This is a genomic window from Streptomyces sp. NPDC003393, assembly GCF_053589015.1.
In genome coordinates this window covers 18,646-43,745 of sequence record NZ_JBSFRB010000049.1, presented here as the reverse complement: position 1 = coordinate 43,745, position 25,100 = coordinate 18,646, and the positions used below count along the sequence as shown (strand labels likewise).

The 25,100-nt window shown below is 71.7% G+C and carries 26 protein-coding genes; 10 read left to right on the top strand and 16 right to left on the bottom strand.

All coding sequences use genetic code 11. The features are described 5' to 3' along the window. Positions 1 to 218: 218 nt before the first annotated feature. Positions 219 to 1,649 (top strand): purine-cytosine permease family protein, encoded by a 1,431-nt coding sequence (locus tag ACWDUZ_RS33290; protein WP_451635538.1) that lies wholly within the window; start codon positions 219 to 221, stop codon positions 1,647 to 1,649. 42 nt (positions 1,650 to 1,691) lie between these two features. On the opposite strand, the gene ACWDUZ_RS33285 is transcribed toward ACWDUZ_RS33290, so the two are convergent. Then, positions 1,692 to 2,348 (bottom strand): TetR/AcrR family transcriptional regulator, encoded by a 657-nt coding sequence (locus ACWDUZ_RS33285; RefSeq protein ID WP_451635537.1) that lies wholly within the window; start codon positions 2,346 to 2,348, stop codon positions 1,692 to 1,694. Between the two features lie 137 nt (positions 2,349 to 2,485). Between ACWDUZ_RS33285 and ACWDUZ_RS33280 the strand changes: the two genes are divergently transcribed. Then, on the top strand, positions 2,486 to 3,325 hold the full coding sequence (locus ACWDUZ_RS33280) for a patatin-like phospholipase family protein (RefSeq protein WP_451635536.1): 840 nt from the start codon (positions 2,486 to 2,488) through the stop codon (positions 3,323 to 3,325). A gap of 231 nt (positions 3,326 to 3,556) precedes the next feature. Here ACWDUZ_RS33280 and ACWDUZ_RS33275 read toward each other — a convergent pair whose 3' ends face one another. Together ACWDUZ_RS33275 and ACWDUZ_RS33270 are read right to left on the bottom strand one after the other, a co-directional pair. Beyond that, positions 3,557 to 4,066 carry an allene oxide cyclase barrel-like domain-containing protein gene (locus ACWDUZ_RS33275; protein WP_451635535.1) on the bottom strand — a complete coding sequence of 170 codons (510 nt, stop codon included), beginning with the start codon at positions 4,064 to 4,066 and terminating at the stop codon, positions 3,557 to 3,559. A gap of 136 nt (positions 4,067 to 4,202) precedes the next feature. Next, a complete protein-coding gene (locus ACWDUZ_RS33270) occupies positions 4,203 to 4,676 on the bottom strand; it encodes a carboxymuconolactone decarboxylase family protein (RefSeq protein WP_451635534.1) in 474 nt (157 codons plus the stop codon). Between the two features lie 627 nt (positions 4,677 to 5,303). On the opposite strand from ACWDUZ_RS33270, the gene ACWDUZ_RS33265 reads away from it, so the two are divergent. Beyond that, a complete protein-coding gene (locus ACWDUZ_RS33265; RefSeq protein WP_451635533.1) occupies positions 5,304 to 5,777 on the top strand; it encodes a VOC family protein in 474 nt (157 codons plus the stop codon). Positions 5,778 to 6,090: 313 nt separating this feature from the next. On the opposite strand, the gene ACWDUZ_RS33260 is transcribed toward ACWDUZ_RS33265, so the two are convergent. Continuing rightward, complete coding sequence (locus tag ACWDUZ_RS33260) at positions 6,091 to 6,996, bottom strand: NmrA family NAD(P)-binding protein (RefSeq protein WP_451635532.1); 906 nt, start codon at positions 6,994 to 6,996, stop codon at positions 6,091 to 6,093. A gap of 240 nt (positions 6,997 to 7,236) precedes the next feature. Here ACWDUZ_RS33260 and ACWDUZ_RS33255 point away from each other — a divergent pair, with 240 nt between their 5' ends. Continuing rightward, positions 7,237 to 7,689: a MarR family winged helix-turn-helix transcriptional regulator gene (locus tag ACWDUZ_RS33255; RefSeq protein ID WP_451635531.1), complete on the top strand. Its 453-nt coding sequence runs from the start codon at positions 7,237 to 7,239 to the stop codon at positions 7,687 to 7,689. Positions 7,690 to 7,731: 42 nt separating this feature from the next. On the opposite strand, the gene ACWDUZ_RS33250 is transcribed toward ACWDUZ_RS33255, so the two are convergent. Then, complete coding sequence (locus ACWDUZ_RS33250; protein ID WP_451635530.1) at positions 7,732 to 9,105, bottom strand: hypothetical protein; 1,374 nt, start codon at positions 9,103 to 9,105, stop codon at positions 7,732 to 7,734. Positions 9,106 to 9,334: 229 nt separating this feature from the next. Here ACWDUZ_RS33250 and ACWDUZ_RS33245 point away from each other — a divergent pair, with 229 nt between their 5' ends. Both ACWDUZ_RS33245 and ACWDUZ_RS33240 read left to right on the top strand, forming a co-directional pair. After that, a complete protein-coding gene (locus tag ACWDUZ_RS33245; protein WP_451635529.1) occupies positions 9,335 to 10,621 on the top strand; it encodes a molybdopterin-dependent oxidoreductase in 1,287 nt (428 codons plus the stop codon). Further along, positions 10,618 to 11,097: a hypothetical protein gene (locus ACWDUZ_RS33240; protein WP_451635528.1), complete on the top strand. Its 480-nt coding sequence runs from the start codon at positions 10,618 to 10,620 to the stop codon at positions 11,095 to 11,097. Before ACWDUZ_RS33245 ends, ACWDUZ_RS33240 begins: the two co-directional genes overlap by 4 nt. Positions 11,098 to 11,322: 225 nt before the next feature. On the opposite strand, the gene ACWDUZ_RS33235 is transcribed toward ACWDUZ_RS33240, so the two are convergent. The 3 genes from ACWDUZ_RS33235 to ACWDUZ_RS33225 form a co-directional block, all read right to left on the bottom strand. Then, complete coding sequence (locus ACWDUZ_RS33235) at positions 11,323 to 11,997, bottom strand: haloacid dehalogenase type II (protein WP_451635527.1); 675 nt, start codon at positions 11,995 to 11,997, stop codon at positions 11,323 to 11,325. Between the two features lie 91 nt (positions 11,998 to 12,088). After that, the gene (locus ACWDUZ_RS33230) at positions 12,089 to 12,859 is read right to left on the bottom strand and encodes an SDR family NAD(P)-dependent oxidoreductase (protein ID WP_451635526.1); all 771 of its coding nucleotides are present in this window, start codon (positions 12,857 to 12,859) and stop codon (positions 12,089 to 12,091) included. A gap of 51 nt (positions 12,860 to 12,910) precedes the next feature. Beyond that, positions 12,911 to 13,570 carry a peroxiredoxin-like family protein gene (locus tag ACWDUZ_RS33225; RefSeq protein ID WP_451635525.1) on the bottom strand — a complete coding sequence of 220 codons (660 nt, stop codon included), beginning with the start codon at positions 13,568 to 13,570 and terminating at the stop codon, positions 12,911 to 12,913. Positions 13,571 to 13,725: 155 nt separating this feature from the next. Here ACWDUZ_RS33225 and ACWDUZ_RS33220 point away from each other — a divergent pair, with 155 nt between their 5' ends. Continuing rightward, entirely contained in the window at positions 13,726 to 14,370 is a 645-nt protein-coding gene (locus ACWDUZ_RS33220; RefSeq protein WP_451635524.1) for a TetR/AcrR family transcriptional regulator, read from the top strand. A 72-nt stretch (positions 14,371 to 14,442) separates the two neighbouring features. On the opposite strand, the gene ACWDUZ_RS33215 is transcribed toward ACWDUZ_RS33220, so the two are convergent. Further along, positions 14,443 to 14,763, bottom strand: a complete 321-nt coding sequence (locus ACWDUZ_RS33215; protein WP_451635523.1) for a hypothetical protein — start codon at positions 14,761 to 14,763, stop codon at positions 14,443 to 14,445. Between the two features lie 200 nt (positions 14,764 to 14,963). Here ACWDUZ_RS33215 and ACWDUZ_RS33210 point away from each other — a divergent pair, with 200 nt between their 5' ends. Further along, positions 14,964 to 16,583, top strand: coding sequence for an amidohydrolase (locus ACWDUZ_RS33210; protein WP_451635522.1), 1,620 nt, complete (start codon positions 14,964 to 14,966; stop codon positions 16,581 to 16,583). Positions 16,584 to 16,709: 126 nt separating this feature from the next. Here ACWDUZ_RS33210 and ACWDUZ_RS33205 read toward each other — a convergent pair whose 3' ends face one another. The 4 genes from ACWDUZ_RS33205 to ACWDUZ_RS33190 all read right to left on the bottom strand — a co-directional run bounded on the left by ACWDUZ_RS33205 (position 16,710) and on the right by ACWDUZ_RS33190 (position 20,258). After that, positions 16,710 to 17,642 (bottom strand): quinone oxidoreductase family protein, encoded by a 933-nt coding sequence (locus ACWDUZ_RS33205; RefSeq protein WP_451635553.1) that lies wholly within the window; start codon positions 17,640 to 17,642, stop codon positions 16,710 to 16,712. 233 nt (positions 17,643 to 17,875) lie between these two features. After that, on the bottom strand, positions 17,876 to 18,496 hold the full coding sequence (locus tag ACWDUZ_RS33200; protein WP_451635521.1) for a TetR-like C-terminal domain-containing protein: 621 nt from the start codon (positions 18,494 to 18,496) through the stop codon (positions 17,876 to 17,878). 59 nt (positions 18,497 to 18,555) lie between these two features. Further along, a complete protein-coding gene (locus ACWDUZ_RS33195; RefSeq protein ID WP_451635520.1) occupies positions 18,556 to 19,455 on the bottom strand; it encodes an SDR family NAD(P)-dependent oxidoreductase in 900 nt (299 codons plus the stop codon). Positions 19,456 to 19,511: 56 nt separating this feature from the next. After that, the gene (locus ACWDUZ_RS33190) at positions 19,512 to 20,258 is read right to left on the bottom strand and encodes an SDR family oxidoreductase (RefSeq protein WP_451635519.1); all 747 of its coding nucleotides are present in this window, start codon (positions 20,256 to 20,258) and stop codon (positions 19,512 to 19,514) included. A 263-nt stretch (positions 20,259 to 20,521) separates the two neighbouring features. Here ACWDUZ_RS33190 and ACWDUZ_RS33185 point away from each other — a divergent pair, with 263 nt between their 5' ends. Further along, positions 20,522 to 21,382: an NAD-dependent epimerase/dehydratase family protein gene (locus tag ACWDUZ_RS33185; RefSeq protein WP_451635518.1), complete on the top strand. Its 861-nt coding sequence runs from the start codon at positions 20,522 to 20,524 to the stop codon at positions 21,380 to 21,382. A 169-nt stretch (positions 21,383 to 21,551) separates the two neighbouring features. After that, a complete protein-coding gene (locus ACWDUZ_RS33180; protein ID WP_451635517.1) occupies positions 21,552 to 22,448 on the top strand; it encodes a LysR family transcriptional regulator in 897 nt (298 codons plus the stop codon). Between the two features lie 31 nt (positions 22,449 to 22,479). On the opposite strand, the gene ACWDUZ_RS33175 is transcribed toward ACWDUZ_RS33180, so the two are convergent. Genes ACWDUZ_RS33175 through ACWDUZ_RS33165 form a run of 3 tightly spaced genes read right to left on the bottom strand, consistent with a single transcriptional unit; the run spans position 22,480 to position 24,631 of the window. Then, positions 22,480 to 23,298: a hypothetical protein gene (locus tag ACWDUZ_RS33175; RefSeq protein ID WP_451635516.1), complete on the bottom strand. Its 819-nt coding sequence runs from the start codon at positions 23,296 to 23,298 to the stop codon at positions 22,480 to 22,482. After that, entirely contained in the window at positions 23,295 to 24,440 is a 1,146-nt protein-coding gene (gene dgoD, locus ACWDUZ_RS33170; RefSeq protein ID WP_451635515.1) for a galactonate dehydratase, read from the bottom strand. Before dgoD ends, ACWDUZ_RS33175 begins: the two co-directional genes overlap by 4 nt. Then, complete coding sequence (locus ACWDUZ_RS33165) at positions 24,437 to 24,631, bottom strand: hypothetical protein (protein WP_451635514.1); 195 nt, start codon at positions 24,629 to 24,631, stop codon at positions 24,437 to 24,439. Before ACWDUZ_RS33165 ends, dgoD begins: the two co-directional genes overlap by 4 nt. Positions 24,632 to 25,100 lie beyond the last annotated feature (469 nt).

The window sequence follows — 25,100 nt, the reverse complement described above, 5'->3', positions numbered from 1 at the left end:
GCGCCGGCCGCCGTCGATGGATCCCGGGCGACCGCAGCCGGCCCGCGGGTCTCGCCCGGCCCACGACCTCACAACGGCGCAGCCTGTGCCCCGCACCCGTCCCGCCGCCTGCGCCAGTCGATTCGACAGCGGATAGTTGACGTCAGGGTATTGACCATTCACTTGACCTCACCCTGAATGGATCTATGCGCACCGGATCCGCGGGAGAGGGCACACCTATGAGTGGCGTGGTCGAACAACGCTCGATCGATGTCGTCCCAGATGCCGAGCGACACGGCAACGCGTTCAGTCAGTTCACTCTCTGGCTCGGCGCCAACCTCCAGATCACCGCGGTCGTCACCGGCGCACTCGCCGTCGTCTTCGGCGCGGACGCCTTCTGGTCGATCATCGGTCTGCTCCTGGGCAACCTGCTCGGCGGCGCCGTGATGGCCCTGCACTCGGCCCAGGGACCCCGCCTCGGCCTTCCGCAGATGATCTCCAGCCGGGCCCAGTTCGGCGTCCGCGGAGCCATCGTCCCGCTGGCCCTGGTCGTCGTCATGTACGTCGGCTTCTTCGCCAGCGGGAGTGTGCTGGCCGGGCAGGCGGTCGGCGAACTCACCCACCTCGGCGACACCACGGGCATCGTGATCTTCGCCCTCGTGACCGCGGCCACCACGCTCGTCGGCTACCGGCTCATCCACACCCTGGGGCGGGTGGCCAGCATCGTGTGCGCACTCGCCTTCGTCTACCTCGGCATCCGGCTCCTGCAGCACGCCGACCTGACGGCCCTCCTCGCCGACCGCTCCTTCCACCTGCCGCTGTTCCTCCTGGCCGTCTCCCTCTCCGCCTCCTGGCAACTCGCTTTCGGCCCGTACGTCGCCGACTACTCGCGTTATCTGCCCCGCACCACCTCGCCTCGCGCCACCTTCTGGTGGACCCTCGGCGGCTCGGCCCTCGGATCCCAGTGGTCCATGACGTTCGGCGCGCTCGCGGCGGCCGCGGCCGGCAGTGCCTTCGTCGACAACCAGGTCGGCTACGTCGTCGGTCTGGGCGGCGCCGGCCTCGCGGCCTCCTTCCTGTATTTCGTCATCGCCCTGGGCAAGCTGACGGTGAACGTGCTCAACACCTACGGCGGTTTCATGTCGGTGGTCACCGGCATCAGCGGCTTCCGCGGGCAGCGCGTGCTGTCCACACGCGGCCGCGCCGCCTACATCGCGGGGATCATGGTCGCGGGAACGGCGGTGGCCCTGCTCGGCAAGGACAGCTTCCTGTCCTCCTTCAAGGACTTCCTGCTCTTCCTGCTCACCGCGTTCACCCCCTGGTCGGCGATCAACCTGGTGGACTACTACCTGATCGCCAAGGAGCGCTACGATCTGCCGGCCCTGAGCGACCCGCACGGCCGCTACGGCGCCTGGCGCGTCAAGGCACTCACCGTCTACGGCGCGGGCCTTCTGGCTCAACTGCCGTTCCTGGCCACCGGCTTCTACACTGGTCCACTGGTGGCGCCGCTCGGCGGTACGGACATCTCCTGGATCGTCGGCCTGGTCGTACCGGCCGCTCTGTACTGGCTCGCGGCCCGTCGGGACACCGCTCACGTGCCGGACCGCATGATCGTCAGTGCCGAGACGGAGACGAGGACCGGCTCCCCCTCCTCCACTCCCACCACCTGAGCGACACGGGGGTCGTTCCCGGCCCCCGCCGGCAGGGGCCGCTCAACGTCGCTTGTGCGGGCCCAGGTCGCGCAGCACTTCGCCGAACTGGCCGGGCGTGAGGGCCGGTGCGGGCAGCGGGGGCGCGGCCGGGTTCGCGCGGAGGCCGTCGAGGACCAGGGCGAGCGGGCGGACCCAGGCGTCCTGGCCGACCGGGGTGAGGGCCGGAACGGCCCGGCCCAGTGCTGCCAGGGTGAAGAGCAGGTCCTCGGTGGTGAGGTCCGGGCGCACGGTGCCCTGTTCCTTTCCGCGCCGGATCAGTGCGTCGATGGTTTCGCGGTTGTGGGCGTGGATCGCCTCCAGGGAGGCGGCACCTTCCAGGTTCGTGGTCATGAGGTCGTTGGTGCCGCGGTCCGCGGCCAGGCCCGCGAACACCGTTCGCAGGTACTGCGTCAGTCCCGCCCATGCGTCCTCGGCGGTGCGCGCCCGTTCGCCCGCCGCCGCGGTGTCGGTGAGCGCGTCCCGGAACACCTCGTCGACGAGCGCGGCACGGGTCGGGAAGTGGCGGTAGAGGGTGGCGTTGCCCACGCCCGCCCGCCGGGCGATCACGTCGAGCGGGGCGTTTATACCTTGTTCGGCGAAGACCTCGCGGGCCGTGTCCACCAGCAGCTTCCGGTTGCGCAGCGCATCGCGGCGCCCCACCGGCGAACGGTCGCCCATCAGGTCTCCCTCTTCCCGTCCCGTACCGGGGAGTGTTCCCCGGTACGGATGTTATCGTCGGGCGAGGAATCGGGGAATGGTCCCCGTTTCCTGTGCGGCGGGCGGGCCGGCCGCGGTTTTCCATGGGGAGGGGAAGCATGCGCGACACCGCGCTCGTGCTCGGCGGCGGCGGACCGGTGGGCGGAGCCTGGTCGACCGGGGTGCTCGCCGGGCTCACCGAGGCCGGGCTGGATCTCGGCCGCGCCGACGTCGTGATCGGCACCTCCGCCGGTGCCGTCTTCGGGTCCCGGCTCCGCTCCGGCGTCGCGGCCGCGGACCTGTACGAGCGTCAGCTCTCCGGAGCGGACGCCGCGCGGCTGCCGGTGACGTTGCGTCAGACGGCCAGGTTCCTCTGGGCGGCGCTCGGCTCCCGCGACCCCCAGCGGTCCGTCGAACGCCTCGCCCGGGCAGCACTCCGCGCCCGGACCGGCCCGGAGTCGGACGTCTTCGACACGGTCGGTGGGCTCCTGGGTGACGTACGCGACTGGCCCGAGCGCGAGCTGCGGATCACGGCCGTCGACGCACGGACCGGACGGCTCGAGGTGTTCGACTCACACTCCGAGGTGACGCTCCTCGAAGCGGTCGCGGCGAGCTGCGCCGTCCCCGTGGTCTGGCCGCCGGTCACCGCGGCGGGCCGGCGCTGGATGGATGGAGGCAGCCGTTCGACCGCCAACCTCCAGCTCGCCCGCGGCTACGGCCGGGTACTGGCCATCGTGCCGATCCCCCAGGCGGTCGGCCCGCATCCGAGCGCCTCACAGCAGGCCGCGGAACTGTCCGACGAGGGAGCGCGTGTCGTCCTGCTGACCCCGGACCGTGCCGCACGTCACGAGATGGGCCGCAACATGGCGGACGACACCCGTCGGCCGGCCGCCGCCCGCGCGGGCCACGCCCAGGCCCGTGCACTGGCACCTTCGGTGGCCGACGTCTGGCAGGGGTGACCTGCGTCAGAGCGCGTGCCGCCGGAGCATCCTCGACCTCGGGAAGGCATGTTCGTCATCCGTCGAGTGACGATGTGTCAGGCCTGGGTGCGGTGCACCCGGCCCAGGCACTGGACACGGCGTGGACTCACCGACTGCCCGAGCTCGGAGGGATGTTGAGGGGTGATGCCGATGCTCCGGTCGGTACCGTGCCGACGGGTTCGTCTGCCGGCACGGTCCGCCCAGAGGTGATCAGCGCTGAAGGTGGACGGTGAAGTGGCGCTCGGCCTCACCCGCGGGGACGGTGCGGACGAAACCCCGGGCGGTGCGGTACTCACCCGACCCGCCCGTGACGGCGACGTCCACCGACGCCGGGGCGGGCAGGTGCAGCAGCGCCTGCGCGGCGAACTGCCCCTCGGGGAGCGCGAAGGTGCCCAGGCACTGGAGAGCGGCCGGACCGACCCGGGTGAAGGTGCAGACCGTGCTGTGATCACCCACCTTCTTGCCGTCCCGGTAGAGATCCTCGTGCACAACCCGCTGGTCACCCACACTGACTCCCGGCTCCCCCAGATCGACTTCTCCGGCCGACGTCTGTTTGCCGACCAGTTCGAAAGTCCCCCCACCGTGTTTCCCGGCGGGCACGTCCGACGCATTCGCCGACGGCGCCAGCGCCGCGGCTCCGGCGAGGACCACCGCTGCTCCCGCAGCCGCGCTCAGGTAGCGCGCCTTGCCGGTCTTGGTGGTTTTGATGGTTTTGAGCATCTGGCTACTCCGTTTCCTTGATCTCTGCCTGGCGGGCATGGGTGTGTGTCGCGCCGGTCGCGCTCGGGCCCGCGTTCGCACCGCTGGGCCGTGCCTGCCGTTCCTTCAGCGGTGCACCGCTCGGCTTGCCGTGCTCCTACGGGCGACCGACGTGGTAACGACTTGTGATCGCGACGCGGTTGAAGGCGTTCATCAGCGTGGCCGGCCAAGCGACGGCCGAGACCTGAGCCGCGGAGAGCACGGCTGCGGCCGCGTCGTAGTCCGCGTCGCTCACGTGCCCATCCGATACTCGGGTGATCGCCTCGGTCAGTCGCAGGGCCGCACGGTCGGTCTCCGAGAAGTAGCCGGTTTCCTCCCACGCGGGCAGCACTGCGATCCGGTCCGGGTTCTCACCCTTCTCGAGCGCGTCGCGGGTGTGCGTGCGCAGGCAGGACGCACAGCCATTGATCCGGGACATGCGGATCTTCAAGAGCCCGGCCAAGAGTGGGTCGAGACCCTCCGCGGTGGCGGTCTCTTCCACCGCTGACGACAAGTCGAGAAGTGCCCTGTAGTTGGAGGGGTGCTGCTCACCCAAGTCGACGCGTTGCTTCTCGGGCACTGTGTTGCTCATGCGTTTCTCCGTAAGTTGTCAGGCGGCCCGCACCCCGACCGCGCCTGCCGGGACAAGATGACGGGCGGCATGGGTCGGTCTCCTTGCTTTGCGACGGGACAAGATCGCGCACGCGCGATCGGCGCGGGACAGGCGGGGGCGCGCGACGGTTCGGGGGTGCTCTTCCGCGAATGCCACTGGGAAGACGCGCGTCGAGTCGCGATGTCGCCGACGATTTATGAGCACATGCTCGTAAAACGAAGGTACCAGAGCTTGCCGCCCACGCCCGCTCGTTGTGGAGGGTGACACAACACCGCACGGGCCCGACGCGAACCTTCCGCCGGCGACCGCCACCCCACCGCCCGGCGGCGACCGCCACCCCATCCCACCCGCCCACGGCAGCGGCGAGCCCCTCCTTGCCGCAGACCGATTACGCGCATATGCTCCTAAGTGTTGCCGGTGCGACTCTCAACGCCCGAGCAGCCCCGTCGTCCGCGTTTCCGCGGTTCGCCCAGGCGGCACCTGCCCTGGCAGCAACGCCGACCGTCGCGACCGAAGGCGGACCCACTCCACCGACTGCGCCCCTCCTGTGAAGCCGTGGCGCACAGGCTGCGAGATTCACTGATACCGAGAAGGAATAACCCCCACATGAACCTGAAACTCGAACTCATCGTCCTGCCCGTTTCCGACGTCGATCGGGCCAAGGCCTTCTATCAGGCCGCGGGCTTCCGGCTGGACCTCGACCGCGCCGTCGGGGACGGCTGGCGCGCGGTGCACCTCACCCCGCCCGGTTCCGAGGCGTCGATCATCTTCGGCACGGGGCTCACCTCCGCCGCGCCCGGCTCGGCCCAGGGCCTGTACCTCGTCGTCGCCGACATCGAGGAGGCCCGCGCCGAGCTCACCGGCCGCGGTATCGAGGTGAGCGAGGTCTTCCACGACGCCGGAGGCATCTTCTACCACGGCCACAGCGCGGGAGAGGTCACTCACACCGGCGAAGGCCAGAGCCGGGTGGCGGGCCCCCACCCCACGCGCGCCTCCTACGGCTCCTACGCCACCTTCAGCGACCCGGACGGCAACGGCTGGGTGCTCCAGGAGGTCACCCAGCGCGCCCCCGGCCGCTGACCCTCGCCACTCACCCAGGAGGCTGACCGCCATCGCCCGCCGGCATGGCGGTCAGCCCCTTGCGGTCTTCGGGCGGCGCCGGCGCAGGAACGCGGCACGAACAACCACCACGCCGCACCGCGCCGCACCGACGCCGACATGCCGCCGGGGCGCACCCCCTGCTTCAGGGTGCGCCCCGGTGGCGTCTCTCCACCACAGCGATCTGGGGAAGGTCCGGGCGGACGACTCGTCGCACCGGCGCATGCCCGCCGAAAGCAGCGGAGCGTCGATGGCGCCGGACCCGCGAGCGGCGAGCCGCCCGGAACGGTCCTCGTCAGCCCAGGTAGAAATCCCTGCGTGCCGCCACGAACTCTTCGATCGTCCGGGCGGGGACGCCGGTCAGGCGCTCGACATCGCCGGAGATCCGGTCGTAGCGGTTCTGCCGGTGGAGGCGGCACATGGTGACGATGTGCTGCTCGATGTGCGGGGGCAGGCCGACCCGGGACAGCACTTCTTCGCGCCACTGGTCCAACGGCACGTCCACGTAGGAGATCGGCCGCCCCAGCGCCTTGGAGAAGGCGTCGGCCAGCTCCGTCATGTCGACCGTTCGCGGCCCGGTCAACTCGTAGACGTGACCGATGTGGGGGGCGGGGTCGCGCAGCACGGTCGCGACCACCCTGGCGACGTCGTCCACGGCGATCGGCGAGGTGCGCCCGGCTCCGAACGGCAGCACGATCGTGTTGTTCCTGCGGATCGTCTGCGCCGGGAGCGTGGTGAAGAGCGGGTTGTCCAGGAACGACGTCGGCCTGATGTGGACGACCGGTAGGCCGGACCAGTTCAGCACCTGCTCGGCCAGCCAGTGCAGCCGCTGCTGGTGCGACTCTCCTACGCTGGTGGCGGTCATCTGCGAAACCGTCATCTGCGACATGTCGACGAGGGCGTCCAGCTTCCCGTACTCCCGCGCGACGCTCGCCACGACGGTCGCCGCGAGGAGGTGGTCGGGCGACACGGGCATGGCGAAGTACATGCTCCGGCTGCCCTGCAGGGCGGCCGCGACGGTCTCGGGTCGCGTGAGGTCGCCGAGGACGACTTCCGCGCCGAGTGCCCGCAGGTGTGCCGCACGGTCGTCGTCCTTGCGGACCATGACGCGCACCGGCACGTTCTGCGAGCGCAGCTTCTCGAGGACATTGCGCCCCACCCCGCCCGGGGCGGTGATGAGGACGGGGTGACTGGCAGCCATGGTTCGGCTCCTTCTTGATGAACATCAGGTGCAGTTCTGGGGTGTGCGTGAGCCGGCTGGTGTCGCGCACCGACCGCCGCGCCGGAAGCACGTGCACACCGACCCTGCATTACGAGCATATGCTCCTAATGTGGAAGCGGCAAGAACGGGACACCAACCGCCTCCCGGCCCGGCGACGACCGGGTCCGTGGCTTTTGCGAGCAGATGCTCCTATCATGGGTGCCACCCACGGAGGAGCCCATGACCAGCATGCCGCCGAACCCCGCCGATCAGTGCAACAACCTGGCACTGCGCAAAGCGGCCAGGTACCTCGGCGCAACCTACGACAAGGCCCTGGCCTCGGTCGGGCTTCGCGCGACGCAGTTCAGCATCCTGCAGCAGCTCAGCGCGCACGGACAGATGACCATCGGCGGCCTCGCCGAGGCCATCGCCATGGACCGCACGACGATGGCCTCGAATCTCAAGCCGCTGGCGCGCGAGGGGCTGGTGACCGTGGAACCGTCGCCGACGGATCGCCGGGCACGGATCGCCGCGATCACGCCGGAGGGCCTCGCCCGCCTGAAGGAGTCACTGCCGCTGTGGAGGGACGTGCAGGCGCGGTTCGAGGAGAACTTCGGCGCCGAGGACGCCGCTCGTCTGCGTGCGACCCTCGCGGCCGTCCTCGACACCGGCTTCACCCCCTGGGCGGAGTAGACGGCTCGGCCTGTTCCCTCGTCGTGCCGCGACCTGACGCATTCACCAGCCGGTCAGCAGCAGGTGATTGAGCAGCAGCGCGACCAGCGCCTGGGCGGCGAGCCAGCCGCGGTGGTCCCTCCGCGGCAGGAAGGCGGCGCACGCGGGCAGCCACAAGGTGAACGGCAGCCAGATCCGTTCGGTCTCGGCCTTGCTCATCCCCGAGAGGTCGGCGGCGAGGATCGCCAGCAGGAAGCCGCACGGCAGCAGCACCGCGGCGATCGACCGCCGGTCGCCGCCCAGCCGCGCGCGGACGAGGGCGGGGACACCCGCCATCACCCGGCGCAGCCCGGCGACCGAGGCGAGCCCGGCCGCCGCGACCACCGTCGCCAGGTCGCCGAAGAACCAGTAGCTGTACGGCCGCACGCCGCCGTAACCCTGGAAGTAACGGGTCCTGAGCAGCCCGTACGCCTCCCACCAGTCGAAACCCACCGCGGTGAACGCGGCCACCACCACGGCGACGCCGGCCAGCACATACGGCACCGGGCGCGCACTGCGGGCACACAGCAGCACCACGACCGCCGGTACCACCAGCAGCACCAGGCCGTACGACAGGTAGCAGGCGCCGCCGAGCAACAGTCCGGCACCGAACCCGGCCGCCGCTCGGCCCGCCGGCGAGGTCCGCGTGGCGGAGACGGCGAGCAGCGCCATCCCCCAGGCGGCGACGGCCGCGAAATAGCCGTCGGCCGACACCCCCACCCACACCGCTCCCGGCGCCAGGACGAGGAACGGCGCGGCCGCCCGTGCCCTCTGCTCGCCGGTGAGCAGGCGCAGCGTCACCAGCACCGCGACGACCAGCGACGTACCGGTGGTGAGCACGAACGCCGCGGCCCAGGCGCCGCCGCCGAGCCCGATCCGGTCCAGGCCCACGAAGGTCAGCACCGCACCGGCCGGGTGGCCCGCGATGTGCGTGGTCCAGTGCTGCGGGGAGTCGATCAGGATGTGGTCGGTGTAGGTGCGCAGCGCCGACCCGAGGTCGTCGAACCGGTGCAGTTGCGTCAGGTACTCACCTGTCCCCAGGAGCCGCCCCGCGATGCCGCGCTGCCAGCCGTCCACGAGAGCCAGCGACCAGGTCCACGCCATCGCCGCGGCCCACGCCGCCCACGGCAGCGCGCGCCAGGACAGCCGTGCGGCGACAGCCGGCCCGTACCCGACGACGAGGACGGCGACCGCCATCGCGAGCGGTGTGCCCCATCCCGCGTGCGGTCGCCACCACGCCTCCAGCGGTGGGAACGGCGACCTGAGCACATAGCTGTCACGTTGCAGCCAGGCGCCGATCCCCGCCATCGCGGCGAACAGCAGCAGGGCCGCGCCGGCGGTCACCAGGTCCCGCCGCCGGGAGGTGCCGTCCGGCCGGGGACGGTCGTGCCCGTCCATGGGCGCCTCCGAAAGTCCGGGTGCTGCTGAGACGGTGCCCTCGGGGGTCTGCGGACTCGGGGAGAAGGAGCTCACCCGCCGCACCCTAGGCGCGCGCCACTCCCCGGTCACGGCGGCTCGGCAGGACGTCACACTTCTGCAAGAACTGTGTGCGGCCCAGACGACGTCAGACTTTCGTCATGGGTGGATCCGGTCACCTGCGCGGTTCGCGCGCCTATGGTCAGCCCACATGAAAGCCCCCTTCGCCCACCGGACAGGTCCCTGGCGCAGCCCGCTGCGCGGCCCCTGGCTCACGTCGGTGTTCGGCGCCGTGCTGCTGGTCGGCATCCCGGTGCTGTTCGTCACCGGCCTGCTGTCGTACGCCGCGTACAACCCGGACCTGTCGCATGTGAACGACAAGACCCCCGGCAAGGGCCTGCTCGGCTTCTACCTCTTCTCCTGGCCCACGCACCCGCACTGGCTCTACCGGGTGAACCAGGGCGTGCACGTCACCCTCGGGGTGGTGCTGGTCCCCGTGCTGCTGGCCAAGCTCTGGTCGGTGGTCCCGAAACTGTTCACCCTGCCGCCCGTGCGCTCGGTCGGCCACGCCCTGGAGCGGCTGTCGCTGCTGCTCCTCGTCGGCGGCGGGCTGTTCGAGTTCGCCACCGGCATCCTCAACGTGCAGCTCGACTACATCTTCCCCGGCTCGTTCTACCCCCTTCACTTCTACGGCGCGTGGGTGTTCTTCGGCGCCGTGCTCGCCCATGTGGCACTCAAACTGCCCGCCGCGGCGAAGGCGCTGCGCAGCCGCGACCTGCGAGCCGAACTGCGGACCCCGACCTCCCGGACACGTCCGGAGCCGCCCGACGCCTCCGGGCTGGTCCCGTCGGACCCCGCGGATCCCACCATCTCCCGGCGTGGCGCGCTCGGGATGGTCGGGCTCGGCTCGATCGCGTTGTTCGTGGTGACAGCCGGGCAGAGCATCGGCGGGCCACTGCGCCGCACCGCCCTGCTGGCACCGCACGGCCGTTCCCCGGGCTCCGGGCCCGGGGGCTTCCCCGTGAACAAGGCCGTGGCCGCCGCCCACATCCGGCCCCAGGACATCGGCCCCGACTGGCGGTTGACGGTCAGCGGGGCCGGCGGCAGCGTCCGGTTGAGCCTTGTCGACCTGCAACGGATGGCCCAGCGCCGCTCGGCTCTGCCCATCGCGTGCGTCGAAGGCTGGTCCACGGACGACCAGCACTGGGAGGGCGTGAGGCTGCGGGACCTCGCCGCGCTGGTCGGTCACGAGGCGGATCCGCCGGGGGTGTTCGTCGAGTCCGTGCAACTCGCCGGCTCCTTCCGCGCGGTGGCGCTCAGCGCGGGCCAAGTGCGAGACAGCCGTTCGCTGCTGGCCCTGCGGGTCAACGGCGCCCCGCTCACACCCGACCACGGCTATCCGGCTCGCGTCATCGTGCCGGCCGCGCCGGGCGTGATGAACACCAAATGGGTCAGCCGACTCACCTTCGGCGCCACCGACTTCCCGGAGCGGGCATGAAACGGCTCTTCCACGTCCTGTACGGCGAACCCTGGTGGCACCTCGTCGCCCTGCTCGCCTCGTTCGCCCTGTGCGGCTACGCCATGGTCCAACTGCTGGCCGGCGACTGGTGGGGCGTGGTCCAGTGGGGGGTCGGAGCCGCTCTCGTCCACGACCTCGTGGCCGTCCCGCTGTACGGCGGCGCGGACTGGCTCCTGCACCGGGCGGTGCGCGCCGGCCGACCGCGCTCGCGGCGCCGCATCGCCATCGTGAACCACATCCGGATCCCCGCGTTCGTCTCGCTCGTGCTGCTCCTCGTCTACTGGCCGCTCATCTCCATGGACAGCGGCGCGCAGTTCCGGGCCGCGACGCTGCTCGACCCGGGTGTCTTCCGGTCGCGGTGGCTGGCGGTCACCGGGGTGCTGTTCGGCCTCTCGGGGATCCACCTGACCTATCGTCTGTGGCGTGACCGGGACGATGCGAACCCCACCGGTTGAAGCCGCATATCGGGGCGGCTCCGCGGCTCTTCACAGCGCGGGCGCCCGCTGCCGCTGGACGTCGCGCGGTGGTGCGTTCGGCCCGATCCGGCCGAGCGCACCGTCCGCCCGGGTGCGGCAGTCATGTGCTGGACATCGGACGCGGCCGGGCCGAATGGTGCCGGCACCGGCCGCGCCAGGACGTCAGCCCCGGCCGTCGAGAAGTGCCGGCCGGGGAGTCGCCGTTCAGCGGCAGTCGCGTTCGATGACGAGGTCGGTCAGATCGTCGAGGTTGTCGGCGACGATGTCAGGCCGGGGGCCGATGGGGCTGAGCACGGCGCCGGAGCGTTGCAGGAACGCCGCCTTGCAGCCGGCGTGCAGGGCGCCTGTCACGTCCCAGGCGTGGGCGGCGATCAGGCGTACGTCGGCGGGGTGGACGTCGAACGCGGTGGCGACCGCGAGGTAGGGCTCGGGTGCGGGCTTCAGCCGGCGGACGGTGTCGGCCGACATCACACGGTCGAAGAGGTCCCGGATTCCGGCGTTGCGCAGTTGCTGTTCCGCCACGTCCTGGACGGAGTTCGTGAGGGCCACCAGGCGCAGGGGGGTGGCTGCCAGCCGTTCCAGGGCCGCGGGCACCTCGGGGTGGGGCGGCAGTGAACTCATCAGAGCCACCGTCGCGTCGACCTGCTCGTCGTTCAGCGACGCGCCCTCACGTTCGGCGATCATCCGGAGGGCTGCTCGCTGGGCCGTGGTGAAATCGACGTAGGAGCCGGTGACACCGCCGACGAAGGACAGTTGCAGCATCTGGGCGAACCACTGCGGTCGGAGTGCCGCGTTGCCCAGAAGCTTTTCGAACGGCTCGTCCAGTGCTCTCAGGTCCAGGAGCGTCTCGTTGACGTCGAACGCCAGTACTCGGGTCACGGCAGATCATCCGTTCCATGTCGGGGCGGGGCGGGCGGGGCAGGGCCGGGATGCATCGGGCGCGCGGCGACGGGAGCCGGCCGTGCTGCTGTCAGCGGGAGTCATGGACGTCCCAGACCTGGCCGGTGGCGTCGTCGGCGAGCCGGGCTACGAGGGCGCGCGCGGAGTCGTCGGAGCTGATCAGCTTGCCCTCCTCGTGGCTGCGTACGAACCGCGTGTGGGTGGCCTCATCGAGACGCCCTTCTCCGGTACGGCGGATCAGGTCCTGCATGGCGGTGTCCACGGAGCCGGGCCGGTAGACATTGACCGTCACGCCCGTGCCCGCCAGTTCGGAGGCGAGGTTCAGCGTGTGGGCTTCCAGAGCTGCCTTGGTGGCCGCGTAGGCGCTGCCGCCGATCATTGTCCCGGGGCGGGTGACGACCCCGCTCGAGACGTTGACGATGCGGCCCCATCCTGCCGCGGTCATCCCGGGCAGCACTGCCGCGGACAGCGCGGCAGGGGTGATCACGTTGAGGCGGAACGCCGCTTCCCACGCTTCGGGCGCCATGTCGATGCTCGGGCCGAGCGGTTCGACGGTGGCCGCGTTGTTGATGAGGATGTCAGGGCTCCCCAGCTCCGCGGTCACCCGCCGCACGACGTCCGGCGCCGTGCGGGGATCGCCCAGGTCCGCGGGGACGGCGAGGGCGCTGCCACCGCGGGCTGCGACGAGTTGGACGGTGCGGGAGAGCTCGTCCTGGCTGCGCGCTACGCACGCCACACGGACGCCGGACTCGGCCAGGCCCATGGCGAGGGCTCGTCCGATTCCTCGGCCCGCGCCCGTGACCAGGGCGGTCTTGCCGTACAGGGACACGTACTGCTCCATTCGGAAAGGGGGCGTGCCGGGGCTTCGGCACGCCGGGACGTGCGGGGCGGTTCAGGCGGCCGTCCGCGAGACGGCCTCGAGGATCTCGTCGGGCTCGGTGCGGGTGGCGTAGTTGGGGTGGACGTCGATCCAGCGCACCACACCCTCGGCATCGACGACGACCACCGTCGGCATGACGATGTCAGCGGTACCGTCGGCGTTCACCTCGGTGAAGTCCAGACCGAGGGATGCCTGGGCTTGCAGGGTCCGGTCGTCGGGCCGCGTGACGATGCCCAGGGCGTGGCCGAGCACGTTGCCGGGGTCGGACAGGACGGCGTAGGACAACGCGTGGGTCTCGGCCATGGTCAGCGAACCGTCCGGCGTCTGCGGGCTGACGGCGATCAGGGCGACGCCCCGCGCTTCCAGCTCCGGGGCCAGCTCGCGCTGATAGGTGCGCAGAGCGACGTTGCAGTACGGGCACCAAGCACCCCGGTAGAACACGATGACGGCGGGCCGGCCCGCGCGCGTCGCCCGCAGGGTGGTCGGGTTTCCGTGGGCGTCCAGCAGCTGGGCCTCCGGCATGGCCGTGCCCGGCACAGCGACGCCGTCCGGCACCGTGGTGGCGTCCAGCTTCAGCTGTTCGGCGCGGAAGGCCTCCAGCGCCTCGGCCGGCACCTGCGTGGCCATGGTCTCGGTGAGGGCAGCCACCTGATCGGCTATGGGACTGGTCATGTCCGTCCTTGCTACGAGGGAGAACGGCGAAGGGCCGCTCCGAGGGGAAGCGGTGAAGGGCCCGGGAATCGGTTTTGGATCGATTGCTCCAATCTGGCTGCCGCAGATTAGAATGTCAACTCTAAAAATGGGAGCCGGGCTGTTAACCTGACCGGGTGAGCAGCAGTACTCAGACGCGGCGCCTGACGGCGAAGGGGCGTGCCACGCGGGACCGCATCGTGGCGGCGGCCGCGGCCGTCATGTACGACCAGGGGGTGGCGGGCACCAGCACGGAGGACATCCTCACGGCCGCCCGGGTGACCAGTCCGTCGCAGCTGTACCACTACTTCGGCGACAAGAAGTCCCTGGTCCAGGCGGTGATCGAGTACCAGACCGAGCACGTTCTGGGATTCCAACGCCCCCTGTTGCACCGCCTGGACAGCTTCGAGGCGCTGGAGGCGTGGCGCGATGCCGTCGTCCAGGCGCAGCATGCGCGCGACTGCCGGGGCGGCTGCCCCATCGGATCCCTGGCCTCCGAACTGTCCGACGTGGATCCGGAGGCCCGCACGAAGCTCGCGGCGGGCTACGCACAGTGGGAGGACGCCATCCGCGACGGGCTGGTGTCCATGCAGGAGCGCGGCGAACTGGATGCGGAAGCCGATGCCGGAAACCTCTCCATGGCCCTGCTCACCGCGCTGCAAGGCGGTCTGCTCATGACGCAGATGCGGCGCGACACCGTTGCCCTCGAAGCCGTTCTGAACGCGATGATCGACCGCATCCGCTGCCACGCCGTCGGCCAGAGCCTGTCCAGCGGATCGTGAATCGGACATCCGGCGGCGTCCGCAGACCGAGCGCCTGTCGTGCGGGCATGTTTCGAGGCACCGTCGCCGGTGTCAGCGGCGGATCAGTCCGGTGCGTTTGACGGTCGCCGGCAGCAGGTTGTTGCGGACCTCCGGACCGTGCAGGAAGAAGATCGTGGAGATCTCGTCGCCGCCGCCGAGGATGTCGACCCGGACGGTGTCCGTGCGGAGGGCCGGCGCCTGGGCGACCGGACAGATCTTGTTGGGACGGCACCGGATGCGCAGGGCCATGGGGATCAGGTGCGGGAAGCGCGCCGGGGTGCGCACGGCGGTGGCGCGCAGGGTGCCGTCGGCGTAGAGCGGGGCGACACGGCGTACGACGGTCCGCTCGGACAGCCCCAGGCAGCGGGCCACCTCACACGCCAGGAGGCACGCGGCGCCGCGACCAGGGCGGCCGCGATCCGCCGATCGGTCCTGTCGAGCACGTGTCGCACGATAGGCATGACAAGCGGCACTGCCGGCGTGTTTCCCGCGCAGAGCACATCGGTTCGGTGCTGGATCACCGCACCCCTTCTACAACAGTCTCGTCACCGAGCGAGACGAGGGAGAAGACGATGACTGACCACGGAGCCGACCTGCTGATCCGCGCCGGCACGGTGCACACCCTGGTCCCCGGTCAGGCCCCGCAGCGGGCGCTGGCCGTGCGCGGCGACCGGATCGCCACCGTGTCCGCCGACCCGCACGGCCTCGACCACCTGGTGCGGGCGGACACAGAGGTCCATGACCTGCCCGGCGCCACCGTGCTGCCCGCCTTCGACGACACCCACACCCACCTGATCTTCGCGGCGCTCGGTGCCCATGACGTCCCCGTCCACCGGGCCCGGAACATCCCCGAGTTCCTCGACCTGATCCGGCAGCGGGCCGCCGTCACCCCCGAGGGCGAGTGGATCCGCACCACCGCGAACTGGCAGGAACTCAATCTGGCCGAGCGCCGCATGCCCACCGCGGCCGAACTCGACCAGGCCTCCGACCGGCACCCGGTCCTCGTCAAGCGCGGTGGTCACAACGACGTCGTCAACACCTACGCGCTGCGGCTGGCGGGCCTCACGGAGGACACCCCCGCACCACCGGGCGGCACCATCGGCCGCGGCGCCGACGGCAAGCTCGACGGACGGCTCATCGACAACGCCCTGTACCTGGTGGAGCACCTCGTCCCGGCCCCGGACCGGACGGAGCGCATCGACGGACTGCGCCTGGCCGGCCGCGACTACGCCGCCACGGGCATCGGGACCGTTCGCGACTGTGCGGTGACCCCCGAGGACTACGCCGTTCTCCTGGCCGCCCGGGAAGCAGGGGCGCTGAGCACCCGGGTGCGGGCGCTGGTCTCGGCGCTCGGCCTGACCAGCGCCGCACAGGTGGAGGACCTGCTCGACGTCATGGAGGAGTGGCGTGACACCTCCGACCCGTGGCTGTCGGTGTGGGGTGTGAAGTTCGGCCTCGACGGCGGTCTGGAGGCCGGGGCCACCGAGGAGCCGTACGCCTGCGACCACACCTTCTCCGGGATCCTGATCTGGGAGCCGGACGCGCTGGCCGAGGCGGTCGAGGCGGTGGTGCGGCGCGGCCGGCGGGTCGGCACGCACGCCTACGGCGACCGCGCGGTGCGCACGCTCCTGGACGTTTACGAGCGGGTCCTGGAACGAAACCCCGGTCTGCCCGCCGGCACGCTGGTGATGGAACACGGCGGCCTCGCCGGACCCGAACAGCAGGCCCGCGCAGTCGCCTTGGGCATCCCCGTCACCATTCAGCAGCCGCTGCTGCACGACACCGCCGAGGTGGAGGAGGGCTTCTGGGGCCCCGAACGCGTCGCCCGCCTGTTTCCCGCGCGCGGCTGGATCGACCTGGGCGCCGACATCAGCGCCGGATCCGACTTCCCCGTCGGCCGGTTCGGCGCCATGCGCTCCATCTGGGGCATGACCACACGGCAGACCGTCATCGGTGTCAAGGGCCCCGAGCACGCCATCACCTACGAGGAAGCCCTCACCCTTCACACCACGGGCGCCGCCCGCCTGACCGGCGAGGAACACCTGCGCGGCGCCCTCACCCCCGGCCGCCTCGCCGACCTCACCGTCTGGGACCAGGACCCCGCCCGCTGCCCCGGGGACGCCCTGCGCGACCTCAACCCCACGCACACCTTTGTCGGGGGCCGCCTGGTCACTCCCACCGGCACGCGGTGAGCCGACGCCCCCTCGCAGCCACCGGCTCGCGGTGGGTGCGAGGTCCGCCCTCCCCGTTGAACTTCCGTCGCGCCGGAACGCGAGCGAGCACCTGTGCCGGGCCGTTGCGGGCTGATCGGAGGTGGGTCACGGCACCAGGACGATCTTCCCGGTGGTGTGACCGGCCATGAGCTCACGGTGGGCTGCGGCCGCCGCCCGCAGGGGGTGACTGGATGCGATCAGGATGCGCAGTCGTCCTGCTGCCGCGGCTTCCGTGAGGTGCAGGCGGGCCGCCGCCCGGATGTCGGTGCCCGGGTCGGCGCCGGGCCCGCCGCCGAGGAGCTTGATCCCGGTCCTGGCCCCGCGCTCGAATCCCGCGATGGTGGCGATGCGGGAACGGTCGGCCACGAGTTCCACCGAGACGTCCACCGCCTCGTCGGTGCCCACCAGGTCGGCCGCCGCGTGGACCCGCTCCGGCGCCGCCACCCGTACGCGGTCCGCCAGTCCCGGCCCGTAGGCGACCGGGATCGCACCCAGGTCCCTCAGCAGTTCGTGCTTGGCCGGGCTTGCCGTCGCGACGACGGTGGCGCCGCGTGCCACGGCCAGTTGGACGGCCACCAGGCCGACCCCTCCCGCGGCCCCGTGGATCAGCACCGTATCGCCCTCGCGAAGTCCGATCGCCTCCAGGACGTGGACGGCGGTCGCGCCGGCGACCATCAGCCCGCCGGCCTGTTCCCAGGACAGTTGGGCGGGCTTCGGCACCACGGACGCGGCCGGTACGACGAGTTCCGCGGCGTACGCGCCGGGCGCGCGATAGGCGATCACCTCGTCGCCCACCCGGACGGGGCCTGCCGGACCGGTCGCCTCGGGTCCCACCGCGGTGACGACGCCTGCCGCCTCGCCGCCCAGCCGCATGGGCAGCTTCGCCGGATCTGTTCCGAAGGCGCCGCTGTACATCTTGTGGTCGAAGGGATTGACACCGGCCGCTCGGACCGCGATACGCACCGTGCCGGGCCCGGGTTCCGGAACGTCGACATCGATCACCGACAGGACCTCGGGGCCGCCGTACGCGCTCGCCACTACCGCTTCGCTCATACCCGGGGCAACACGCCGCCGAGGTCGATCATTCCGCCACCTCGCTCGCGGGGACGACGGCGCCGGCGGCGAGTTGAGGTTCGCTCAGCATCGGGACGTACGAGGCGTGGTGCCGCGGACGGCCGAGCGGGAGGCCGCTCGACGCCGGCGGCGATCCGGAGAGCGGCTGACACGGCGTCGTCGCCCTGACTCCGTCCGCGCCCCGGACCACCCGAGACTCATCGAGGGGGCGGCGCGATGCCGTCGATGAGGTTGGAGACCAGGGCGACGACGAAGTCGTCGGTCACGGGCTCGTCCGGGATCAGCAGGCGGTGGTAGACCGCGCCCCACAGCTGGTCGACGAGGACCTGGACGTCGACCTCGTCCCGGATCTGGCCCTGCTCCTGGGCACGCTTCAGGCGCTCGCCCGCCAGCCGTCGCCGTTCGGAGGAGTACAGCGAGCGGAAGGCGGTCGCCAGGTTCTCGTCCGTCTGGGACTGGCCGATCAGCTCGGTCACCACCCGGCCGGCCGGTGTGCGGGTCATGATGCGAGCGAACGCACGGAGCTGGCTCGTGAGGTCGGCGCGGATGTCACCGGAGTCCTCGAAGGCGAGGGTCTGCTCCACGGCGTGGAAGTAGCCGTCCAGGGCGAGGGAGCCCTTGGAGGGCCACCACTTGTGCAGCGTGGTCTTGCTGACACCGGACAGACGGGCCACTCGTTCGAAGGTCAGGTCGGCGATCCCCTCCCGCAGGAGGATCTCCCCGACCACGCGGAAGACGTCCGCGCGGACCTCGTCGGCCGGGCGGCGGCCGCGCCCGCGGGCCGGGCGCTCGCCGGCGCCCTCGGCCTGCCTCGTCACGATGTCTCTCCCTCGGTCGTGCCCGGACCCGATCAGTGTAGGTAGCCGTCGGCGGGTGGTCAGGACGGTGCTCCCTTGACGTGGAGGAGCTCGCCGAAGCCGAGGCGGGTGACGAACTCCTCCTGGGCCCGGCGCAGGACCTCGTTGGCCTCCTCGACACCGGCCTGGCTGAAGTCGACGACGGTCCGGAAGGGGCGGGTGCCGGGCGGAAGGGCGAGCACACGGGCGATCTCCTCGGCCACGGCACGCGGGTGGGCGTCCACCCCCGGTGGGAACAGTCCCTCCGTGGCCTCCTCGTTGCGGGACACCCTCGCGTCCAGCGCGGCATAGGCGCGGCTGCGTTCCGTGTCACCGGCGTGGCCGGCGTTGGGGAAGTGCTCCGTTCCCCGGGTGAAGGGTCCCGGCATCACGATGGTCGTCTCGATGCCGAACTGGCCGACCTCGTACGCCGTGACCTGGGCGAGCGCGTCCGCGGCGAACTTCGAGGCGACGTAGGGGCCCAGGAAGGGCGGCACCACCACCGAGGTCGTGCTGCCGACGTAGAGGAGGGTGCCGGAGCGGCGTGAGCGCATGTGCGGCAGGACAGCGCGGTTGACGCGCTGGATGCCGACGGCGTTGACGTCCAGCAGGCGGTGGACGTCCTCGGGGGTGAACGCCTCGACGTAGCCGACGCAGAGGTGTCCGGCGTTGTGGACGACCGTGTCGAGCCGGCCCGCCTCGTCGAGGACGGCCGCCACGGCCGCTTCGGCCGAGGCCTCCGACTGCACGTCGAGTTCCACGACACGGATGTCCTGTCCCTCGCGGCGGCCCAGTTCCAAAAGTTCCCCGGCGCGGCCTGCGTTGCGGCCACGGACGTCGCGCATGCTGGCGTAGACGGTGTGGCCGGCGGCGGCGAGTTCACGTGCGGTGAGGTTGCCGATGCCGGTCGCGGCACCGGTGATGAGAACGACGGACGGCATGGGTGGCTCCCTTCAGGGGTGGCTTCGTCGAGGCACCGGGTCGGTGGCCGGGGTCGTCAGGCGAGGCCGCCGTTGGTGTAGAGGACCTGGCCATTGACCCAGCGGGCGGGCCCGGCCAGGAAGGCGACCGACTCGGCGACGTCCTGGGGCTCGCCCAGCCGCTCCAGCGGGGTGGCCTTGGCGAAGTTGGCGACGGTGGCCTCGTCCTTGCCCTCGAAGAAGAGCGGAGTGGCGATCGGGCCGGGGGCGACGGTGTTGACAGTGATGTCCTTGCCGCGCAGTTCGCGAGCGAGGATCAGCGTGATGCCCTGCACGGCGGACTTGCTGGCCACGTACCCGCCGTACGTGGGCAGTTGGGTGCGGGTGACGGAGGTGGACACGTTGATGATCGCGCCACCGGGGCGGACGCGGCGGGCGGCCTGCTGGGAGACGACGAAGGTGCCGCGGATGTTCGTGCGGTGCATCCGGTCCAGGTCGTCCAGGTCGAGTTCGGCGATCGGTGCCAGCACCATGATCCCCGCGGCGTTGACCACGACGTCGATGCCGCCGAACGCGGTCTCGACGGCGTCGAAGGCCGCTTCCATCGCGTGCTCGTCGGCGACGTCCCCACCGACGGCGACGGCCCTACCGCCGGCTGCGGTGATCTCTTCGACGATGGCGTCGGCCTTCGCCTTGTTGCCGGCGTAGTGCACCCCGACGGCGAAGCCGTCCTGGGCGAGCCGCTCGACGACGGCCTTGCCGATCCCGCCGGAACCGCCGGTGACGAGGGCGACGCGGGGAGTCGTGCTGGAGGTGGTGGTCATGGGTCTCTCCCTTTCGCTCAATATGAACGCTGAGTTCATATAACCAGAATATGAACGCCACGTCCACATCTTTGGGCAACGCGTCTGCGGTCACACCCGGTTCCGGTGTCGCAGACACCCGCCGGACACGCATCCGGGCGGCGGCAGCCGTGTGATGCCCGTCGGGTATCAGAGGCGGCGAAAGAGGTCTTGGACGGGGGTCCGCACGCGGGCGCAGGCTGTTCAGCGACGTCGCAGAACTGGAGAGACAGGAGCCATCGACCATGAAGATCTTCCTCACCGGCGGATCCGGATACATCGGCAAGGCCACGATCAGCGCGCTGGTACGCCACGGACACACCGTCGAGGCGCTGGCCCGCAACGACCGTTCCGCCGAGACCGTGGCCTCGTTCGGGGCGACGCCGGTGCGCGGTGGGCTGGGAGACCTGGGCGTACTGAACGCCGCGGCGGCCCGCGCGGAGGCGGTCGTCCACCTGGCGCAGGCCGAGACCGGTGACGAGGACCTCGCGGCCGCCACCGCCATGCAGGACGGCATCGGGACGGGCACCTATGTGCACACCGGCGGCACCTGGGTCTACGGCGACACCGCCGGGGTCGTGCACGAGACCGCCCCCTGGAACCCGCCGGCCCTGGTCGCCTGGCGCAAGCCCGTCGAGGAGGCCGTCCTGGGGCGCGCGCGACAGGGCGGCCGACCCGTGGTGGTGCGGCCCGGCCTGCTGTACGGCGGCGAGAACCGTCTGATCGACATCTTCTACACCACCCCGGGCAAGGAGGCGGGCGCCATCCCCGTCATCGGCGACGGTGCGAACCATTGGGCGCTGGTCCACGTCGACGACATAGCGGAGCTGTACGTCGCCGCACTCGGGGCGGGGCCCGGTTCGGTGTACGCCGGCGTGGGCGGCGTGCACCCCACCGCCAAGGAGTGCTCGCTGGCCGTCGCCCGCTCCGTCGGCCTCGACGGCAAGACCATCTCCATCACCCTGGAGCAGGCCCGCGAACGGATGGGCCCGATCGCGGACGCCTTCGCCCTGGACCAGCAGCTCACCCCGGCACGCGCCGAGGCCGAGCTGGGGTGGACCCCCGTGCGCACCGACCCGCTGGCCGTCCTCGCCGCCGGTGAGTGACCCCGTCGGGAGGGAGGCGGGCGCTGTCCGTGACGGCTCGCCGTGCCGAGGGCGGTAGATTCGTGATCCGGTGCCTCGGCCGTCTCCAATGGCGGCGGAGACGGCCGTTGCCGGGACGACCGGGTGCCCAGGCGGGTCGTCGCATCGAGAAAGTGAGCGGTGAGTCCGGGTGGATCTGGATCTGCGCAAGCTCCGGTATTTCGTGGCGGTGGCCGAGGAGCTCCACTTCGGGCGCGCCGCCGAGCGGTTGCACATCGCCCAGCCGGTCCTGTCCCGGCAGATCCGCAGCCTGGAGGACGAACTGGGCGCCGCGGTCTTCGACCGCGATCGGCGTGGCACGCTGCTCACTCCGGCTGGAGAGCAGTTGCTGGAGGACGCGGTCCCGCTGCTCGCCTCGGCCGAAGCGCTGGTTCGGCGGGTGAAGGCGGCGGCGCGGGACACTCCCACGCTGACCATCGGTTTCATGCCCGGCATCACGGTCACCTCCGCCATGGCCGTCTTCACCTCGCGGCACCCCGACGTCACGGTGCGTCTGCTGCGCACGACCTGGGACGACCAGGTGGAGGTGCTGCTCGACGGCCGGGCGGACGTCAGCGTCGTACGACTGCCCGTCGACCGGCACGGCCTTCGGGTGCGAACGCTCTTCCAGGAGCCGCGGGTCGTCGTGCTGCCGGCGGGCCACCGCCTGGCGGACAGGGCGTCGGTGACCGTCGGCGACCTCGCCTCCGAGCACCTGCTCCAGGACCCGGAGGCGGTCCCCGAGTGGCGTGACGTGGCGTCGGAGTTGCACGAGAAGCGGCGCCCCGAGGTTCCGGCGATCCGCCAGGTGGAGGAGAAGCTGGAGCTGGTGGCCTCCGGAGCCGGCATCTGTGTGATCCCGCTGTCCACCGCCACCTTCTACACCCGTCCGGACGTGGTTCCGCTTCCCGTCGAGGGCATCGGACCCAGCGAGGTGGCCCTGGCATGGGTGGCGTCCCGGCGCTCCCCCCTCATCACCGACTTCGCCGAAGCCGCGTCGGAGACCCTGGGCAGGCCCACGACCGAGACCGGCCCTCGGGGGCACTGAGCAGCGGCCGGCGGTGGCCGCGCCCACCTGATCAGGGGCAACGGCACCCCGCGGTCAGGACGAGCCGCCAGCGGACCTCGCCGGAGGCGGGGACGCGGGCCACGTCACCGGGGCCGGCCTCGGCGAGGTCGAAGGTGCGGCCCAGCATCGGTTCCACTCCGGTGCTGCGGTAGGGGTCCTGCCGGGGGAAGCCGCCCAGGTTGCGCCACAGAGCGACGGACACCGGCTGTCCCCCGGCCTCGACGGCAAGGGCGAGCCGGTCGGGTCCGTCATGGACGCAGACCCGGCCGTCCGCGACGACGGCGCCGACCGCGCTGCCGTCGTCGGCACCGAACCGGTCCAGGCGCAGTCCGCGCGGTGCGGGCCACTCCCCCTCCACCCAGGGGGCGCCGTCCGGCCAGGGGCCGTCGAGCAGGGGTGCCGCCTCCGGGAAGACGCGGGTGGGTGTGCCCGCACGGGCCCGGAGTTCGGCGCCTTCGGAGAGGTCGAGCAGGGCGTGGGCGGCCCAGACGAAGCGGTAGCCGGGCTCGGCGGTGAGCGTGTAGTCCGCCTCGATTCCATCGGCGGTGGTCCGGACGGTGCGGGCGAGGGCGAACGCGCCACAGTCGACGCGCTCGGTGTCGTCGTCCCGGGTCCACGGCCGGGACCAGGCGTCGCCGTGGTCGGGAGTGCCGCGCACGGTGGGGACGCACTCCTCCAGGCCCCCCGCGTCCACGAAGGCGTCGCCGGGTGCGACGTCTTCGCGTGCGGGGTCCGGGCGGTGCCACAGCCATTCGCGGCCGGCGGCGCGCAGCGAGATCCAGCGTCCGCCGTGCGCCGGGTCGGTGGTGAAGGCGAGGGGCACGCTCACCACTCCGTGAACGAGCCGTCGGCGTGGCGCCACACGGGGTTGCGCCAGGCGTGCCCGCCGCGGTGGGCGGCGCGTACGGCGGCCTCGTCCACGGTGATGCCGAGGCCGGGCGCGTCGCCGCGGTGGGCGTGTCCGGCGGTGAAGCGGAACGGCTCGGGGTCGACGACGTAGGAGAGCAGGTCGGCGTCCTTGTTGTAGTGGATGCCGCGGCTCTGTTCCTGGATGAGGAAGTTGGGCGTGGCGAAGGCCACCTGGAGGCTGGCGGCGAGCGCGATGGGGCCGAGCGGGCAGTGCGGAGCGAGCAGTGCGCCGTACGTCTCGGCGAGGGAGGCGATACGGGTGACCTCGGTGATGCCGCCCGCGTGCGAGAGGTCGGGCTGGGCGACGGCGATGCCGGCGTTCAGCACGGGCAGGAACTCGGCGCGGGAGTACAGGCGTTCGCCGGTGGCGAGCGGAACGGGAGTGGCGGCGACCAGGCCGGGCAGCAGGTGGCTCTGCTCGGGCAGGACGGGTTCCTCCACGAACATCGGGTGCAGCGACGCGAGTTCGGCCAGGACGCGGCGGGCCGAGGCGGCGCCGAGGCGCCCGTGGAAGTCGACGGCGACGTCCCGGTCGGGGCCGAGCACGTCACGGGCGGCGGCCACGCGGTCCACGACGGCGGCGGTCTCGGCGGCGGTGGCGACGGGCGAGGTGGGTCCGGCCGCGTTCATCTTGACGGCGGTGAAACCCGCCTCGACCTGCTCCGTGATCTGCTCCGTGAGCTGGGCGGGTTCGTCGCCGCCGACCCAGGCGTAGACGCGGACGCGGTCGCGGACGGGGCCGCCGAGCAGTGCGTGCACGGGGGCGCCGTAGGTCTTGCCGACGATGTCCCACAGGGCCTGGTCGAGTCCGGCGACCGCGCTGGACAGGACAGGGCCGCCTCGGTAGAAGCCGCCCTTGGTGAGGACCTGCCAGTGGTCCTGGACGCGCAGCGGGTCCTGGCCGATCAGGTACTCGGAGAGGACCTCGACGGCGCTGCCGACGACCTCGGCGCGGCCCTCGACCACGGGTTCGCCCCAGCCGACCACGCCGTCGTCGGTCTCGACGCGGCAGAACAGCCAGCGTGGCGGGACCAGGAAGGTTTCGATGCGGGCGATCTTCACTTGCCGCCGTTGCCTTTCGTGTCGTCGGAAGTGTCGACCCGGTCCGGGTCGGGGCCGGCCGGGTCGGTCAGGACGCGCGCGGCGGACTCGGCGGCCGGCGGTTCACGGTCCCGCTCGGCGTCCGGGACCGCGCCGTGGGCGGGGAACCGGTGGGCCGTGGCGGTGCAGCCCGGGAACCGCCGGCGCGGCATGTCGCGGTGGGCCGGCCCGTCGAGGAGCGGCGTCCGGTGCGTGCTCCCCGTGGGCCGGCCGCAGGCCCTCGTACCGGATGTGCTCGGGCTGTGGGCGGGTGCAGCGGGTGGGGGTACCGGCCACGCCCTCGAGGCAGTGGGGAAGCGTGCGGGACGTCGCGACGGGGCGGACGTCGTCCGTCGCGGCACCGGGTCGGGCGCGGTCCCCGCGGGAAGCTCACCGCCCGCTCTGCGGCGCGCGAGCGTCTCCACGGTCCGGCCGTGGGTGCCTCGGCGTGCGTAGGGCGTCATGTCGTAGAGCCTTTCTCGGTTCGCGGTCGGCCTCGCAGACCCGGTGCCGGGCGGCGGTCGTGATGGGTCGGGGCAGTCGGCGTCGACGCGGGCCCCGGGCGGTACCCGACGGCGGGCTTCGCGCGAAGGCGGGGCAGTTGACCCCTGGTGACGGCGTGGGCGGGGTCGCCGGGGGCGC